The following is a 16507-nucleotide window of genomic DNA, read 5'->3' on the forward strand; positions in this document are numbered from 1 at the left end:
CAGGTGCAGGAACGGAAGGGAGGCCGGGGTGGGCGCAGCGCAGGATTGCATCGCGCGCGCCAGTGCGCCGGCCCGGGATACCGATGTGACCGGGCGACTGGCGCGGGCTCTTGGGCCGGGGCCATTTGCGCTGGTCATGCTGTTTATCTCACCCCAGGCCGATATCGCGCGTATCGCCGCCGAGACAGCCGCTCAACTGCCTGCCACCCATGTCGTCGGCTGCACCACCGCGGGCGAAATCTCTGAGGCTGGCTATGACGAAGGCGCGGTGCTGGCGCTGGGGTTTCCTGCCGATCTTTTCGCGGCCGAAGTGCTTGAGCTGACTGATCTGGACCACCTGTCGCGCAGCGCGGCTGCGGCGGCTTTCTTGCAGCTGCGCCATGACCTTGCCAACAGCCATGCGCATCTGCCCCATGAATTCGCGGTGCTGCTTGTCGATGGGCTGTCGCTGCGCGAGGACGATCTTGCCTCGGCGCTGGCGGCAGGCTCGGGCAGTGTGCCGCTGATCGGCGGATCGGCAGGCGACGGGCTGCGCTTTCAGGAAACGCTGGTCATTCATCGCGGCCGGGCGCTGCGTAATGCGGCGGTCCTGTCGGTGCTGCGCGGACTATGCCCGGTCCGCGCGCTGAACATGGACCACCTGAACCCCACCGAAAGACGCATGGTGGTCACACAGGCCGATCCTGCCGCCCGCATCGTGCAGCGCATCAACGCCGAACCGGCAGCGCAGGAATATGCCCGCATTCTTGGCAAGGATCCTGAGCTAATCGACTACCTGACCTTTGCTTCGCATCCGCTCGCCGTGCGGGTCGGGGGCCGCTACCATGTGCGGGCGGTGCAACGGGTGCTGCCCTCGGGCGATCTGCTGTTCTTTTCAGCCATTGCGGCGGGCGTGGTGCTGGCGCTGACCGAACCCGATGACCTGCCCACGCATCTTGACCGGAAATTGTCGCAGCTTGCCGCGCCGGTGCCGCCGGTGGCGGTCCTTGGCTTTGACTGCGTGCTGCGCCGGATCGAGGCTGAACACAAACAGCGCGGCGCTGCCGTATCGGATGTGCTGCGCCGTCATCGCGTCTGGGGCTTTTCCACCTATGGTGAGCAATTTGGCCCGCTGCACGTCAACCACACCCTGACCGGCTGCGCGATCTATCCGCCCGGGACCCGGCTTACAGGGGTGGACTGATGGCAGGACGCATCTCTGACTGGCTGATCGACCGCGACGATGAGGCCGGGCACAACCTCGAAAAGCTGCTGATCATCGCCGAGGCGCTGATGCGCCATTCCGAAGAGCGCCGGGACGAAAACAGCGCGGCCTTCGAAGAATTCCGCCGCGCCGCCCTTCTGGAAGAGCGCGTCCGCCAGCGCACCCGCGACCTTGAGGCAACGCTTGAACGGCTGAACGCCGCCAATGCGACTGCCGAACGCGCCCGCCGCGACCTGTCACAGGCAATCGAGGCCATCGAGGAAGGCTTTGCCCTTTTCGATCCCGAGGATCGGCTGGTCCTTTGCAACAGCCGTTTCTGCGCCGACCTTACCGAGGTTCATCAGGCGCTGGCGCCGGGCATCAGTTTTGCGACCTATGTTCGCCATCTTGGTCGTTCCCGTCAGGTCCTGCTGCCCGAAGGGACCACCCCCGACGCCTGGATCGCCCAACGGCTGCAACTGCACGGCCAATCACAGCACTTCAACATTGGCCTGACCGGAGACCGCTGGATTCAGGTCAGCGAACAGCGCACCTCTGACGGGGGCACGGTGGTCCTGCATACCGATGTGACCCGCATCATCCGTACCGAGCGGATCGAGCATGGCAAGCTGCTGGACAGTCAGGCGCGGATGATCCGCGCGACCCTGGAACACATCAATCAGGGTGTCGGCATCTTTGACGCCTATGGGGCACTGATCGGCTGGAACCAGCGGTTGGCGGACCTGCTGGAGATCCCGGCGGCGCTGATGCATCGCGGGCTCAGCTTTGAGCGGCTGACGGTGCGGACGCTTTATCAGGCCCGCTTTAACGAGGGGTTCTCGGCCTCGCAGCTGCGTGACTGGGTACGGATGCGCGCGCCCCGCCCACCGCTGTCGTTTGAGCTGTGGCATGCCTCGGGCGTCATTCTGGACGTCCATGGCCGCGAGATGCCCGAACGCGGCTTTGTCATGTCCTTTACCGATGTCACGCGCGAACGGCTGGCGATCCATTCGATGTTGCGCGCCAAGGCCACGCTAGAGGCCCGCGTGACCGCCCGGACCGAGGAACTGGCCGCAGCACTTGCCAATGCCGAACGTGCCAATTCTGCCCGGGTACGCTTTGTCGCGGCGGCAAGCCATGACCTGCTGCAACCGCTGTCGGCTGCCAAACTGTTCGTTGCCTCGGCCCGCGACGATGCCGGAGACAGCGCCCTGCGAGGCACTTTGGAAAAGGCGCATAACGCGCTGCTTAGCGTCGAGGGGATTCTTAGCGCGCTTCTGGACCTGTCGCGGCTGGAATCCGGCGGCACCGAGATCGAGATCGCGCCCCTGTCGATGAAGCTGCTGCTGGCGCAGCTGACCGACGAATTTGCCCCGCTTGCTGCGGCAAAGGGGCTGCGGCTGCGCATCATGTCATGCCGGCTGGCCGTGCAAAGCGACGCGACCTATCTGCGGCGCATCCTGCAAAACCTGATCGGCAATGCCATCCGCTATACGGTTTCGGGCCGGGTGCTGGTCGGTGCGCGCCGTCGGGGGGACCATCTGCGGATCGAGGTCCACGACACCGGCCCCGGCATCGCCCCGGAACATCAGCAGGCGATCTTTCGCGAATTCCACCGCGTCGAGGGCACGGCGTCGGCGGCACAGGGCATGGGGCTGGGCCTTGCCATCGTCGAACGCGCCTGCGCGCTGCTGGATCACCGGCTTGAGCTGCATTCGGTGCCCGGACGCGGCACCCTGTTTTCAGTCGAACTGCCGGTGGCCCATGACCTGCCTTCGATCGACAGCCAGACCTCGGCCCCCTCGCCCTTGCCCGAGACCGGCATGGGCCGCATCGTGCTGCTGGTTGAAAATGACGAGGACCTGCGCAGCGCCATCACCCAATTGCTCGAACGGCGCGGCGTCGAGGTGGTCGAAGCCAGCAGCGGCTCGGAGGCGTTAACGCTTATCGAAGAGATGGGCGTCATCCCCGACATCTATCTGCTGGATCAACAACTGGGCGAAGGCCCAAGCGGTGTTGAGACGGCGCAGGCACTACACCGCCGTTTCGGCAGCCGTCCGACCCGGATCATTACCGCAGACCGCAGCCCCGAGACCCGGCGCGCAGCAGGCCGGGCAGGGCTACAGATCCTGTTCAAACCCATCGCCCCAGAGGCACTTGAGGCCTTCGTCTTTCAGGCCGACGATGCACCGCTCGCCTCGTGAACGGCGTCGGCCGGGCTAAGGACGGCAGGACAGCTGCCTCCCCCACTCCCGCCATTCGACAGAGATCTGACCGGATCAACCTCGAATCAGCACTTCTGCGAAATAAAACCCCACGGTCAAGACAACCAATGGGAGATTCCACCACTTTCCCGTCGAACAGCGCCCCAAACAAGCCGCCCGGTTTCGAGGTCTTGTTGTCGTGCCCGGGCCACCTCGGGCGTCCCTGCTAACCAGCGGTGGTTGCAACTGAAAATCCTGCTGCCGCGACGGTCTGTCAGCACGCGCGCCCGCTAAAACCACCCGTTGGAACGTCACGCCATTTCCGATCTGCCCGGCATGAATGGTTGTCACTTCACGTGACTGTGGACTAGCTTGTTCAGAACAGTCTGGAAAACAGGGATCTCGACATGAAGCTCAAGACATTGTTCGCGGCCGTAGCCATCGCCGCAGCCTCCTTTGGTCAGGCCGCTATGGCACAGGAAATGTCGTTCTTCCGTATCGGCACGGGCGGCACCGCCGGCACCTATTACCCGATCGGCGGCCTGATCGCGAACGCGATCTCCAGCCCGCCCGGCTCACGCGCCTGCGAAGACGGCGGCTCCTGCGGTGTGCCGGGTCTGGTTGCAACCGCCGTGGCCTCGAACGGATCGGTGGGCAATGTGAACGCCATCAACGGCGGCGCGATGGAGGCCGGCTTCAGCCAATCCGACGTCGCCTACTGGGCCCAGACCGGCACCGGCCTTTGGGAAGGCCAGCCGGCCGTCGAAAAGCTGCGCCTGATCGCCAACCTCTATCCCGAAAGCATCCACCTTGTCGCGCGTGCCGATGCGGGTATCGCTTCGGTCGCCGACCTGAAGGGCAAGCGCGTTTCGCTGGACGAGCCCGGCTCGGGCACGCTGGTCGATGCCAAGATCATCCTGGAGGCCTTTGGCCTGTCCGAGGCCGATGTTAAGCCGGAATACCTCAAGCCTGATCAGGCCGCTGACCGGATGCGCGACGGCGCGATGGATGCCTTCTTCTTTGTTGGCGGCTACCCGGCGGGCGCGATCGCCGAGCTGGCCAGCCAGCATGAGGTGACGCTGGTTCCGATCACCGGCCCCGAGGTCGAAAAGCTGCTCAGCACCTATACCTTCTTTGCCACCGACACGGTGCCGGCCGGCACTTATGAAGGCCAGGCGGCCGATGTCACCACGCTTTCGGTCGGGGCGCAGCTGGTCACCAACGCCGACCAGCCCGAAGAGCTGATCTATGGCATCACCAAGGCGCTTTACAACGAAAACACCCAGAAACTGTTTGCCGCTGGCCACGCCAAGGGCAAGCTGATCACCCTGGACAGCGCCACCCAGGGCGCAGGTATCCCCTTCCACCCGGGTGCCGAGCGTTTCTACAAGGAAGCTGGCAAGCTGCAGTAAGCTTGCCCCGCCAGAAACTCGTCAAGGACGCGACCGGTTCCCGGTCCGCGTCCTTTGGACCTGAACCGAACGGCAGAAACACCGCATGACCGAAACCACACGCACACTTTCCGACGACGAGCTACGCGCGCTTGAGGAAGAGTACGATCCCGAGGCGCGCTTCCGCACAGTGACGCGTCCGGTCGCCATCCTGTCAGGGATCATCCTGTTCCTGCTTTCGGTTTACCACTTCTATACAGCCGGCTTTGGCATCCCGCGCGCGACCACCCATCGCGGGCTGCATATGGGCGTGTCGCTGTTCATCATCTTCCTCAGCTTTTCGGCACTGGCGCGCAACCGCCACAAGACCGACGGTTTCGCCATCCTTGGCGTGCCAGTCTATGACTGGGCACTGGCCATCGGCGGCGCGATCAGCGCCTTTTACGTGCCGTGGATCTATTCGCAGCTGCAGTTCCGTGTCGGCAACCCGCTGCCCATCGACATCGCCATGGGCACGCTGCTGCTTGTCGTGTTGATGGAGGCAGTCCGCCGTTCGATGGGCTGGCCCTTGCCGGTGATCGCGGCGCTGTTCATCGCCTATGCTTATTTCGGCAAGTCGATGCCGGGGATTCTGGTCCATCCTGGGGCGGACTGGTCGACCATCGTCAACCACCTTTACCTGACCTCGCAAGGGATCTATGGCACCGCGCTTGGCGTCATCGCGACCTATGTGTTCCACTTCGTCCTGTTCGGGGTGATGGCGCAAAAGATCGGGCTGGGACAGTTGTTCATCGACCTTGCGACCGCACTGGCCGGACGGTTTGCAGGCGGGCCGGCCAAGGTCTCGGTTATTTCTTCGGCCATGCTCGGGACGATCTCGGGTTCGTCGATCGCCAATACCGTGACGACCGGCGCGCTGACCATCCCGGCGATGATCAAAATCGGCTTCAAGCGCCACTTCGCTGCGGCCGTCGAGGCGGCATCCTCGACCGGGGGGCAAATCACACCGCCGGTCATGGGCGCAGTGGCCTTCCTGATGGTCGAATATCTGGGCATTCCGCTGCGCACCATCCTGATCGCGGCGATCGTCCCGGCCTTTATGCATTTCTTTGGCGTGCTGGTTCAGGTCCACCTTGAGGCCAAACGTCTGGGCATTCGTGGCCTGCGCCAGGAGGAACTGCCCAAAGCCTGGAAAGTCCTGCGCGAAGGCTGGCTGTCGGTATTCCCGCTGATCCTGCTGGTGTGGATGCTGATGTCGGGTCGCACGCCCTTTCTGTCGGCCTTCTGGGCGATCACTGCCTGTATGATCGTCTATCTGATCCAGCGGATCATGGCCGCAGGCGCGGTCGAAGGCATCAAGGAAACCGCCGCCGGCATCTATGAAGGCTTTGTCGCCGGTGCACGTCAATCGCTGGCCGTCACCGCCGCCGCCGCACTGGTCGGCGTGGTGATCGGGATCGTCACCCTGACCGGAGTCGGCTTCAAGATCGCCTTCATGGTGACGAGCGTGGCACAGAACTGGGCGGCCTCGTCTCACGATTTTCTGACCTTCCTGCCGTTCGAGCTGTTCAGCATCCAGACGCTGACGCTGCTTTTCACCCTGGTGATGACCGCAATCGTCTGTGTGCTGATGGGCTGCGGCGTGCCGACAACAGCGAACTACATCATCATGGTTGCTGTCGCCGCGCCGGTGCTGGGAATGATGAATGTCGAGCCGCTGGTTGCACATTTCTTTGTCTTCTACTTCGGTGTGCTTGCGGATGTGACGCCACCTGTCGCGCTTGCCGCCTATGCGGGCGCCGGGATCGCGGGGGCCAACGGCTTCAAGGCCGGGAACACGGCTTTCCGGCTGTCGATGGGCAAGGCACTTGTGCCCTTCGTCTTTGTCTTCTCGCCCTCGCTGCTGATTGTTACACAGGCCTTTACCTTGCCCGACTTTCTGCTGGCCTTTGCTGGCGCGGTACTGGGCATCGTGGCGCTGTCGGCAGCGATCACCAACTGGCTCATGGGCCCGCTGCTGTTGTTCGAGCGGATCCTTCTGCCCATCGCCGCGCTTATGATGATTGCGCCCGAGCTGATCTCGACCCTGATCGGGGCGGCGATCCTTGCCGCAGTGGTGCTGCGACAGTATCTCGCCGGCAAATCGGGTCCAACTCTGCTGACCGCATAAGAAAAGCCGGGCCCCGCGATCCTGCGGGGCCCGGTGTTCATCCAGCCTGAAAACCAAGGCTCAGCCCTTTTGCCCGGCATGCGGCGCGCGGTATTCGGCCTGACGCTCCAGCATCCAGCCCGGATATTCGGCGGGCAGTTTGGTCACCGCATCCAGCGCCGCCAGATCCTCGGCCGACAGACTGACCTCGGTCGAGCGGATATTGTCCTGCAATTGCTCGATCCGCTTGGCTCCCACGATGACGCTGGTCACAACCGGCTGATGCAGCAGCCATGCCAGCGCCACCTGCGCCACCGTGCAGCCCTTGGCCAAGGCGATCTCGCGCATGACAGCGATAGCGGCATCGCCACGCTCAAGGTCGACGGGCGGGAAGTCAAAAGTGGCCCGGCGCCCCTGATCCGCAGCACTGCCGCCGCTGTATTTGCCCGACAGAAAACCGCCTGCAAGCGGGCTCCAGACCATCAGGCCGATGCCTTCTGTTTTCAGCATCGGCACGATCTCGCGTTCCAGATCGCGGCCAACGAGGGTGTAATAAGCCTGCAGCGACAGGATCGGGGCAAGCTTGCGTGCCTCGGTGATCCCGACTGCCCTGACCACCTGCCATGCCGCCCAGTTCGACAGCCCGATATAGCGCACATGCCCCTGCCGGACGAGCGTATCAAGCGCCTCAAGCGTCTCGGTCATCGGGGTCAGCGGGTCAAAACCGTGGATCTGGTAAAGGTCGATATGATCCGTCTCAAGCCGCTTCAGGCTTGCCCTGGCCTGCGCCATGATATGGGCGCGCGATGCCCCGCGGGCGTTCGGCCCCTCGCCCATCGGGCCCAGCACCTTGGTCGCAATCACCACATCATCCCGGGGGATGCCAAGGTTGCGAATGGCTTGGCCAAGGATGCGTTCGCTTTCCCCGCCTGCATAAACATTGGCGGTGTCGATAAAGTTGATGCCGGCGTCCAGTGCCGCCCTGACCAATAGGTCGGCCTCGTCCTGACGCAACTGGCCGATCTGACCCCACATCCCCTCGGAGCCACCAAAGGTCATGGTGCCGAGGCATAGTTCAGAAACCAGCAGGCCGCTTGGGCCAAGGGTACGGTAGCGCATGGGGTGTTCCTTCATATCGGATGGTGTTCCGGGGCCAGAAGGCACCGGATCAGGGCCAAGATAGACCCGGCAGGCCGCGGAACTGCACGCCGATCCTCGCAAATCCTTGCACGATCCTCTCACCGGAGCATATTTCCAGCTGCCGATCCCGCGCGCAGGCTCTAGATTAAAGATCATGGAAAACGACGCTCTCGCCCCGCTCAGGGATCTGATCGCCCGCCAGTTTCGGGCCAATGGTCGCGAAACCCCCATTGACGGGCTGGTTCTGACCTCGGTCTCCACACCGACCGGGCCGATCCACGCCGTCTATCGCCCCTCGCTTTGCGTGGTGGTCCAGGGCTCAAAGACCAGCATGCTGGGCGAGCACGCCTATCGCTATGATGCCGGGAAGTGCCTGATCGCATCAATGGAGGTCCCGATCCGGGCCGAGATCACCGGCGCATCCCCCGACCGCCCCTATCTGGCTTTCAGCCTGGCGCTTGACCCTGCGACGATCTCTGATCTGCTGCTGGCACTGGGGCCGGGCAAAGACACCGCTGCCGCCCCCATCGCTTTGGCGGTACATGCGCTGGAACCCGCGCTGATCGACCCGCTGTGCCGGTTGCTTGCTCTGTGCGACCGACCGCGCGACCTGCCGATCCTGTCGCCGCTGATCCAGCGCGAGATTACCTGGCTGCTGCTGAATGGGCCGATGGGGCGGGCGCTGCGCCAGGTCGGGCTTGCCGGCAGTCCAATGGCGCGGATCGCCCGGGCTATCGCCTGTATACGCGACAGCTTTGCCGATCAGTTAAGCATCCGCAAACTGGCCGATGTGGCGGGGATGAGTCCCGCAACCTTTCACCGCCATTTCAAGGCGGTGACAACGATGACGCCAGTGCAGTATCAAAAGCAGCTGCGCCTGCAAGAGGCGCGACGTCTGCTTTTGTCGGGCGACGCAGATGTGGCGCGGATCGGTTATGCGATTGGCTATGAAAGTCCCTCGCAGTTCAGCCGGGAATATCGCCGCCTGTTCGGTCAGCCCCCCGGCCGCGACGGGCAAGAGATCCGCCGCGTGCTGACCCCGCAGATTGGCGCCTGACCAGCCGCAGCCTGCTGCAAATCAGGGCCTTGTTCGTGCAAGCTCACGGGCAGATCGCCATTCCCTGCAACAATGACCGGCCTGCGCTTTGTGAGCAGCCCGTCGCGCGAATGCTCAAGATGAGTTTGCATCAGGTCATGTGCGAGGACTGAATCGCCCGTGCGTATCGCATCTGAGATCGCCGCATGTTCCTCGAACACCTGCGCCAGCCCCCGGACCTCACGCACGACTGAGGCGCCGTGAAAGCGCATGCCGACGGCGATATGATCCCTGAGCGCCTCCATCGCGATCGAGAAACAGGTGTTCTCGGAGGCAATCGCGATCGCAAGATGGAACTGAAAATCAGCATCCTCGCGATGGTGTTGGCGGTTGGTCACATCACGCATCAGGCCAAGGGCCACGTCGATGCGCTCCAGCGCCGCCAGATCACGACGCTCGGCCGCACAGGCGGCAGCCGCGGGTTCCAGCGTCAGGCGGAATTCATAGCAGCTGAGCAGATCCGAGACATTCTCAAGCGGCCCAAAGCCCAACGGCTGCTTCAGCCCGATGGTGCGCACGAAACTACCCGTGCCCTGACGCGAATAGATCAGGCCGCGCTCGCGCAGCTTTCGCAGCGCATCGCGGACAACTGGGCGAGAGACCTCGAATTCGGCTGCAAGGTCATGTTCGGTCGGCAGTCGTTCGTCAGGGTGGTAGGAGCCTGATTTGATCGCCCGTTCCATACGTTCGAACACGATCTCGCTCAGCGATCTCCTTGCCCTTTTTTCCCGGTTCCGCGATTCGGTTTCGCCCTTGAAAGATCTCTGGCAGCGTGACGCGGGTATCCGCTTCGCCGAAACCGCCAGATATAACGATAATGCTGATTTCCTCCATATTGGCCAGAGGCAACCCCGGCAGACATTCCCCCGCAAGCTGCAACGCGGGAATGCCTGTATGGGCCAGGGCCGCCCTGGCCGTCGCCCCGCCCGAGAAAAGCAGCGCCTGCCGGTCAGAAGTCAGCCAGAGATGGATGCCTTGCGCAAGCGCAGCGGGCCACCTGCTGCCCGGATATCTACCCGTCCCCGGCACCGTCGGCACCAGCACATGCGATCGCGGGGCGGTTCCGACGCCCTGTCTGGTCACTGACCCCAAAGCCATGGAACGCCATATGGGCTGTGCCGCCGCGCCTGTTTGCAAGGAACCCCGGTAGGCAGGGTTGGGCCAAGCCCACACAATGTGTCAGCGGGAGGAACGCGCGCCTGACCACTGGGGAACACTGGCCGGTGCCCGGTACACCTTAGCGCCCTTTCCAGACCGGATCCCGTTTCTCGGCAAAAGCGCGCGCCCCTTCGAACTGATCTTCAGAACTGTAAAGCCGCTCGACTGTTTCAAACTGGCTCCTGGTGATCCGGTTCATCGCGTCCTGAAACTTCATGTTCTCGGCCTCGCGAACAATCTCCTTGATCGCGGCAAAGACCAGCGGAGGCCCAGAGGCCAGCTCATCGGCAAGCCTGCGCGCCTCGGCCATCAGATCTTCGGCGCGGGTGATACGGTTGATCAGGCCCCAGCCAAGCGCCTCTTTCGCGTCAAACCATCGTCCGGTCAGCAAAAGCTCCATCGCGATATGATAGGGAATGCGCTTGGGCAGCTTGATCGACGCCGCATCCGCGACCGTCCCCGAGCGGATTTCAGGCAAGGCAAAGGTCGCGTGTCCGGCAGCAATGATGATGTCCCCTGACAAAGCAAGCTCAAGCCCACCGCCGCAGCAGATCCCGTTTACGGCGATGATGACCGGCTTGTTCAGGCCGCGCAGCTCTTGCAACCCGCCAAAACCGCCGACCCCGTAATCTCCGTCAACCGGGTCCCCGGCGGCGGCGGCTTTCAGGTCCCAGCCGGCGGAAAAGAATTTCTCACCGGCCGCTGTCAGGATCGCGACGCGCAGATCGGGGTTGTCGCGAAACCCGGCAAAGACACGGCCCATCTCGCGGCTGGTCGCAAGGTCAATGGCATTCGCCTTGGGCCTTGCCAGCGTGACCTCAAGGATATGGCCACGGATTTCGGTCAGAACTGCGCTCATTGCTTCCCCCTTCGGATCAATGCGTCCACCGCAACGGCATCACCCGTGCGGCAGATCAGTGGGTTAATTTCGGCCTCGATCAGACCGGACGTTGCGCGAACATATGATTGCAGCGCCATCACCGCCGCGATGATCGAACCAATGTCGGCGCCCTGCCCGCCGCGCCAACCTTCAAGCAGCGGCCAGATACGCAGCCTATGCAGTGCCCCCTCGACCTCCTCGGCACTGACCGGCAGCAGCAGCGAGACGCTGTCCTGCAACAGCTCTGTCAGGACACCGCCTGCCCCCAGCGTCAGCATCCAGCCATGCGGGCGGTCGCGGGTGATGCCAATAATCAGCTCGGCCACCGCACCGGTGACCATTTCCTCGACCAGATAAGAGGCCGCGTTGATACGCGTCGCTGCCTCTTGCACGTCCTCCGCTGAGCGCAGGTTGATGGCGACCGCGCCAGCCTCGGTCTTATGCGCGAACCCCTCACCCTTCAGCACGACCGGAAAGCCCAGTTCCCGAGCAACCGAAACCGCCTCATGTGCCCCATTCACCCGGCAGGAAACGGGCGTGCGGATACCATGGGCGGCAAGCTGAGCCTTGGCCTCTGCCTCGGGCAGCAGTTCTTCTGCGACGGGATCGGGACCGGGATCCCACAAAGGGTCGGGGGCGTTGCGCAATGAAGGCAAGGCAGCCGCCGCAATCGCCTCCATCGCCTCGGGGATGCCACAAAGTGGCACGATATTATGCGCCAAACAGCACAACGCCACCTCCTCGGACATGGTGTCGGGGATGCTTGAAATCAGGGCCAGCGGCAGATCAGGCGCCCGGCTGCCGTGGCGGCTGGCCGCAAAAGCCCCCAGCACCCGGTCCCATTCCTGCGTCGCACAGCGATCCGGACGCGGAAAATCCAACACCACGCAGGACATGGCCAGCTCTGGATCGGCCATGGCGCGAAAGCAATCGGTCAACGCGTCGCTGTCGCCCCAGATGTAGGTGTTGTAGTCCAGCGGATTTGACAAGGCGACCCTGGGGCCAAGCGCCTGCCCCAGCGCCCGGCGCTGTTCGGGACCAAGGGGCGGAAACTCGACCCCGGCCGCCAGTCCGGCATCCGCAATCAGACTTGCCTCGCCGCCCGAACAGGACATCGAGGCGATCCGCGCACCGGACAAAGATCCAGCAACGTGAAAGATCTTAAGCGTCTCAAGCAGCGCCGACAGGCTGCTGACCTGCGAAATACCAAGCCGCCCAAGCAACGCCCGCCCCGCCGCATCCGACCCGGCCAGCGAGGCCGTATGCGACACCGTTGCCACACGCGCCTGTTCCGAGGCACCGACCTTCAGGGCGACGATCCGCTTGCCAAGCCGCCTTGCCGTCGCGGCCATAGCCTCGAAAGCGGTAAGGTTGCCGATCCCCTCGATATGCAGGCCAAGTGCAGTGACACGCGGGTCACGCAACAGCGCCTCGCCGACCTCGGGCAGGCCGGTCCGGGCCTGATTGCCCACAGTCACGACATAGCCCACCGGAACCCCGCGCCGCTGCATGGTCAGGTTGATGGCGATGTTCGAGCTTTGCGTGATGATCGCCACGCCGCGATCAATCCGCACCGCACCGTGCTGGTCGGGCCAAAGCGCCGCGCCATCCAGCGCATTGATGAAACCATAGCAGTTCGGCCCCAGAAACGGCATCTCTGCTGCCGCCGCGATCAGCCGCTGTTGCAGATCAGCGCCGTCCGGCAACTCGGCGGCGGCCTCTGAAAAGCCGGCGGCAAAGCAGACGGCCCCGCCCGCCTTCATCTGTGCCAATGCGGCGACAACCGGGATCGTTGCCTCGCGGTTCACGCCGACAAAGGCAGCGTCAGGTGGGAACGGCAAGCTTTGCACGCTGGGGTAGGCCTTGACGCCCTCGATCTGGTCTTTTGACGGATGAACCGGCCAGATCGGACCCGTAAAGCCGATCTTGCGGCATTCGCGGACGATATTGGCACACCATGACCCGCCGCCCACCACGGCGATGCTTTGTGGTCTGAGCAACCGTTCCATCACGCGCCCATAGGACGAAAAAGATCGCGGCTGATGATGTGGCGCTGGATTTCGGAAGTGCCGTCCCAGATCCGTTCGACCCGCGCGTCGCGCCAGAAACGCTCGATGGGGAAATCGTCCATCAGCCCCATGCCGCCAAAGATCTGTAACGTCCTGTCCGTGACCCTGGCCAGCATTTCAGAGGCATAAAGCTTGGCGCTCGCTATCTCGCGGTTCGCAGGCAGCCCCTGATCCAGACGCCACGCCGCCGCAAGGGTCAGCCAATCAGCCGCGTCGATCTCGGTGATCATATCGGCAATCTGAAAGCTGACACCCTGAAATTTCGCAATCGGCTGACCAAACTGTCTGCGCTCGGCCGCGTAGTTCAGGGCATAGTCAAAACAACGACGCGCCCGGCCGACACAAAAGGCCGCGACCGTCAATCTTGTGGCGTAAAGCCATTCATTCATGACCCTGAAGCCGCCATCCACCTCACCCAGCACCTGCTCTTTCGGCAGGCGGCAGCTGTCGAAATAAAGCGTGTAATTCTTGTAGCCGCGATGTGAGACAGAGTTATATCCGTCACGGATCTCAAACCCCGGAGTGCCACGGTCCACAAGAAAGCAGGTGATCCGCTTTTTTGGTCCGTACGGGGAATCGTCGACGCCCGTGGCGACAAAAACGATGAAGAAATCGGCATGTTCAGCGCCAGAGATGAAATGCTTTGAGCCGTTGACGATCCAGTCATCACCGCTGCGGACCGCCTGACATTTCATGCCACGAACATCAGAGCCCGCATCAGGTTCGGTCATGGCCAACGCATCCATTTTCTCACCGCGCACGGCGGGGAAAAGGTAGCGTTCGCGCTGATCTCCGACGCAAGCCATCAGGATATTCTGGGGGCGCCCGAAAAAATGCGTCAGCGCCATCGAACCTCGGCCCAGTTCCCGCTCGACCAAGGTGATATCGACATGGGAAAGCCCTGCGCCTCCGACCTCTTCAGGAAAGTTGCAGGCGTAAAAGCCCAGGTCGCGAACCTTTTGCTTTAAAGACTCGGCAACTTCGCGCGGGACCGTTCCGCTGCGCTCGACCAGCTGTTCATGCGGGTAGATTTCGTTTTCAACAAAGTCCCGGACCGTTTTCACAATCATGTCCTGTTCCTGAGTCAATGCGAAATCCATGGCCTTCTCCCTTGCCGATGCCCCCTGACTATGTAACGGCTCGGCAAGCGAGATCATGCAAAGTAGGTTTATTTTCATGCAGAAATGGCAGGAGGCGAAAATAATTCGGCGAGTCGATGTCCTGCTGTTCGACAGGTTCTCGAACCATTGCCTGGCCAATACGATCGAACCCTTGCGCGCGGCGAATGATCTGGCCGGGGAAAGGCTGTATACGTGGCGTTTTCTCAGCATGACGGGTGCGCAGGTCACCTCTTCCAGCGGATTGCCGGTGATGCCCGAGGCGGGGCTGACCCAGGACGATGGCGCAGACTATCTGATCGTGATGCCCAGCTATGATTTCCGCCAGCACGCGACAGGCAAGGTGGCGCGCGCGCTCCGGGCTGCGGCAGGTAAATATGCAAAGCTGATCGGCATGGATACAGGTGCCTGGTTACTTGCCGCGGCCGGGCTGCTGGATGGACGCCGCGCCACCATTCACTGGGATGAGCTTGATGCCCTTGCCGAGCAGTTTCCGAATGTCGAGGTGTTCACCGACCGGTTTGTCGCGGATGGGAACTGCATTACCTGCGGCGGCGTGACGACAGCTTTCGACCTGATCCTGTCCCTTATCCGCGAACATCATGGGCCGATGCTGTCAATCGAGGTTGCCAGCATGTTCATGCATGGCATCAGAAACGACCTCAGGGATATCCGGCCTTTGGACAGCCAGCTTGTCAACGATGCCATCTCTCTGATGCGCAGAGAGATTGAATATCCGCTACGAATACCCGAGATCGCCGGGCGACTTCGGATCAGCCGAAAAAAACTGGAAGAGCTTTTTCTGGAACACACCGGCTCCACCCCGCAATCCATCTACAAATCCCTGCGGCTGCGTGAGGCGCGAAGACTGGCGCAAAGTTCCGGTTTCAGCATAGCCGAGATCGCCACACGCTGCGGCTATGCCGATCCCTCTGCGCTGACCCGGGCATTTCAGATCGAATATGGCCATCCGCCAAGTTTTTACCGGGGGCATAGAGGCGCCACAGGTCAGGCCTGACGCATCAGCCAACCTTGTCCTGTGGCAAAGCAGCAAACTCTATTCGCTCTCGGATGACGACGCCGATTATTCCGGCCCATCACTCTTTGCCCCCTTGGATGACTGACGTCGCTTTGGGGCGGTATAATAAGTGTTCAGCTCTGACAGATGCCGGTCGGCATTTTCCAATGCAGCCAATGCACCCTCACGGTTGCGATTGGCCAAAAGCCCGCAAAGCACCTCGGACACGGCCAGCGCAGGGGCAAGAGTGTGAAAAAAGGTCGGGCTTTCCGTAGGGCAAAGGATCACTTCATCTGCCATGGCAGCCAAAGGGGAAACCTCGCTGTCGGTAATCGCCACCATGCCCAGCCCTTTGTCGCGGGCCATGCGCGCCAGCTCAAGCGAATAGCGCGCATAAGGGTTGATCGACACCGCCAGCAGCACATCCTGCGGTCCGGCCCCCATCAGCCCGTCACCGACCGTCCCCGCAGGCCCGTCCAGATGCACGCTGTGCTCTCCCAGCAGCGTCATCACATAATGGAAATGCCATGCAACCAGATGACAAGAGCGCAGCCCCAGCACATAGATGCGGCGGGCCTCGCCAAGACGTGCGGCGGCTGCCTCCAAGCGGCTTACGGCCCCCGGCTCGGTCAGCCGCGCAATCTGCACCGAGAGGCTTTGCAGCATCTGCACGGCCAGCCCGTCTTGGCTTACGCTCGCCCGTTGCTGCTGGGCAGCGAAACCATCAATGCGCTGCCGGATGGCGCGGGCATGATGGGCACGGATGTCGTCATAACCATCCAGACCCAGAAACTTGGCCAGCCGGGTCATGGTCGAGGGCTGCACCCCCGCACTGCGCGCCAGCTGCCGCATTGAGACCAGCGCCACCTCATCTGGATGTTCAAGAATATAGCGCGCGGCCTGCTGCAACTGCGACGGCATTCCATCAAACGCGGCAATGAGTTGAGCCCGCAGGGCGTCTTGATGAGACATTCGTTCCAAGCCTTTGGGTCATGTGCCGTCAGAATTGGTAAAAAACGTGCAAAGTGCAACGTAAAAGCTCAGATTCCGGTGCTACAGACGTTTCTTCAACGAAGAAATAAAACATTTGTTGCCTGATAC

Annotated in this window: 13 protein-coding genes; 6 read left to right on the plus strand and 7 right to left on the minus strand. The window is 62.5% G+C overall.

Annotation, left to right across the window (positions count from 1 at the left end; all coding sequences use genetic code 11):
• Positions 1 to 28 precede the first annotated feature (28 nt).
• The 4 genes from M511_RS14480 to M511_RS14495 all read left to right on the plus strand — a co-directional run bounded on the left by M511_RS14480 (position 29) and on the right by M511_RS14495 (position 6948).
• The gene (locus tag M511_RS14480) at positions 29 to 1183 is read left to right on the plus strand and encodes an FIST signal transduction protein (RefSeq protein ID WP_085502564.1); all 1155 of its coding nucleotides are present in this window, start codon (positions 29 to 31) and stop codon (positions 1181 to 1183) included.
• A complete protein-coding gene (locus M511_RS14485; protein ID WP_085502565.1) occupies positions 1183 to 3387 on the plus strand; it encodes a hybrid sensor histidine kinase/response regulator in 2205 nt (734 codons plus the stop codon). Before M511_RS14480 ends, M511_RS14485 begins: the two co-directional genes overlap by 1 nt.
• Before the next feature lie 407 nt (positions 3388 to 3794).
• Entirely contained in the window at positions 3795 to 4799 is a 1005-nt protein-coding gene (locus tag M511_RS14490; RefSeq protein WP_010394413.1) for a TAXI family TRAP transporter solute-binding subunit, read from the plus strand.
• A gap of 85 nt (positions 4800 to 4884) precedes the next feature.
• Positions 4885 to 6948, plus strand: coding sequence for a TRAP transporter permease (locus M511_RS14495; protein ID WP_010394409.1), 2064 nt, complete (start codon positions 4885 to 4887; stop codon positions 6946 to 6948).
• A gap of 60 nt (positions 6949 to 7008) precedes the next feature.
• Here M511_RS14495 and M511_RS14500 read toward each other — a convergent pair whose 3' ends face one another.
• Positions 7009 to 8046, minus strand: coding sequence for an aldo/keto reductase (locus M511_RS14500; RefSeq protein WP_010394407.1), 1038 nt, complete (start codon positions 8044 to 8046; stop codon positions 7009 to 7011).
• A 175-nt stretch (positions 8047 to 8221) separates the two neighbouring features.
• Here M511_RS14500 and M511_RS14505 point away from each other — a divergent pair, with 175 nt between their 5' ends.
• Positions 8222 to 9124, plus strand: a complete 903-nt coding sequence (locus M511_RS14505; protein ID WP_085502566.1) for an AraC family transcriptional regulator — start codon at positions 8222 to 8224, stop codon at positions 9122 to 9124.
• Here M511_RS14505 and M511_RS14510 read toward each other — a convergent pair.
• The 5 genes from M511_RS14510 to M511_RS14530 all read right to left on the minus strand — a co-directional run bounded on the left by M511_RS14510 (position 9061) and on the right by M511_RS14530 (position 14370).
• Positions 9061 to 9858 (minus strand): FadR/GntR family transcriptional regulator, encoded by a 798-nt coding sequence (locus M511_RS14510; protein WP_254901062.1) that lies wholly within the window; start codon positions 9856 to 9858, stop codon positions 9061 to 9063. The genes M511_RS14505 and M511_RS14510 overlap by 64 nt on opposite strands.
• Complete coding sequence (locus tag M511_RS19675) at positions 9809 to 10261, minus strand: nucleotide-binding domain containing protein (protein WP_085502568.1); 453 nt, start codon at positions 10259 to 10261, stop codon at positions 9809 to 9811. Before M511_RS19675 ends, M511_RS14510 begins: the two co-directional genes overlap by 50 nt.
• Positions 10262 to 10400: 139 nt before the next feature.
• Positions 10401 to 11180, minus strand: coding sequence for a carnitinyl-CoA dehydratase (locus M511_RS14520; RefSeq protein WP_010394405.1), 780 nt, complete (start codon positions 11178 to 11180; stop codon positions 10401 to 10403).
• Positions 11177 to 13210 (minus strand): acetate--CoA ligase family protein, encoded by a 2034-nt coding sequence (locus tag M511_RS14525; RefSeq protein ID WP_085502569.1) that lies wholly within the window; start codon positions 13208 to 13210, stop codon positions 11177 to 11179. The genes M511_RS14520 and M511_RS14525 overlap by 4 nt, the downstream gene beginning before the upstream one ends.
• A complete protein-coding gene (locus tag M511_RS14530; RefSeq protein WP_085502570.1) occupies positions 13210 to 14370 on the minus strand; it encodes an acyl-CoA dehydrogenase family protein in 1161 nt (386 codons plus the stop codon). Before M511_RS14530 ends, M511_RS14525 begins: the two co-directional genes overlap by 1 nt.
• A gap of 76 nt (positions 14371 to 14446) precedes the next feature.
• Between M511_RS14530 and M511_RS14535 the strand changes: the two genes are divergently transcribed.
• Positions 14447 to 15406 (plus strand): GlxA family transcriptional regulator, encoded by a 960-nt coding sequence (locus tag M511_RS14535; protein ID WP_085502571.1) that lies wholly within the window; start codon positions 14447 to 14449, stop codon positions 15404 to 15406.
• Positions 15407 to 15472: 66 nt separating this feature from the next.
• Here M511_RS14535 and M511_RS14540 read toward each other — a convergent pair whose 3' ends face one another.
• On the minus strand, positions 15473 to 16378 hold the full coding sequence (locus M511_RS14540; protein ID WP_010394396.1) for a MurR/RpiR family transcriptional regulator: 906 nt from the start codon (positions 16376 to 16378) through the stop codon (positions 15473 to 15475).
• Positions 16379 to 16507: the final 129 nt, after the last annotated feature.

This window comes from Paracoccus sp. J56 (assembly GCF_019633685.1).
Taxonomy (GTDB): Bacteria; Pseudomonadota; Alphaproteobacteria; order Rhodobacterales; family Rhodobacteraceae; genus Paracoccus; species Paracoccus kondratievae.

Coding starts and splice junctions, on each gene's coding strand:
- M511_RS14485 (WP_085502565.1), top strand. CDS start 1,183: ATGGCAGGACGCATCTCTGACTGGCTGATCGACCGCGACGATGAGGCC.
- M511_RS14525 (WP_085502569.1), bottom strand. CDS start 13,210: ATGGAACGGTTGCTCAGACCACAAAGCATCGCCGTGGTGGGCGGCGGG.
- M511_RS19675 (WP_085502568.1), bottom strand. CDS start 10,261: ATGGCTTTGGGGTCAGTGACCAGACAGGGCGTCGGAACCGCCCCGCGA.
- M511_RS14500 (WP_010394407.1), bottom strand. CDS start 8,046: ATGCGCTACCGTACCCTTGGCCCAAGCGGCCTGCTGGTTTCTGAACTA.
- M511_RS14535 (WP_085502571.1), top strand. CDS start 14,447: ATGCAGAAATGGCAGGAGGCGAAAATAATTCGGCGAGTCGATGTCCTG.
- M511_RS14520 (WP_010394405.1), bottom strand. CDS start 11,180: ATGAGCGCAGTTCTGACCGAAATCCGTGGCCATATCCTTGAGGTCACG.
- M511_RS14495 (WP_010394409.1), top strand. CDS start 4,885: ATGACCGAAACCACACGCACACTTTCCGACGACGAGCTACGCGCGCTT.
- M511_RS14490 (WP_010394413.1), top strand. CDS start 3,795: ATGAAGCTCAAGACATTGTTCGCGGCCGTAGCCATCGCCGCAGCCTCC.
- M511_RS14530 (WP_085502570.1), bottom strand. CDS start 14,370: ATGGATTTCGCATTGACTCAGGAACAGGACATGATTGTGAAAACGGTC.
- M511_RS14540 (WP_010394396.1), bottom strand. CDS start 16,378: ATGTCTCATCAAGACGCCCTGCGGGCTCAACTCATTGCCGCGTTTGAT.
- M511_RS14505 (WP_085502566.1), top strand. CDS start 8,222: ATGGAAAACGACGCTCTCGCCCCGCTCAGGGATCTGATCGCCCGCCAG.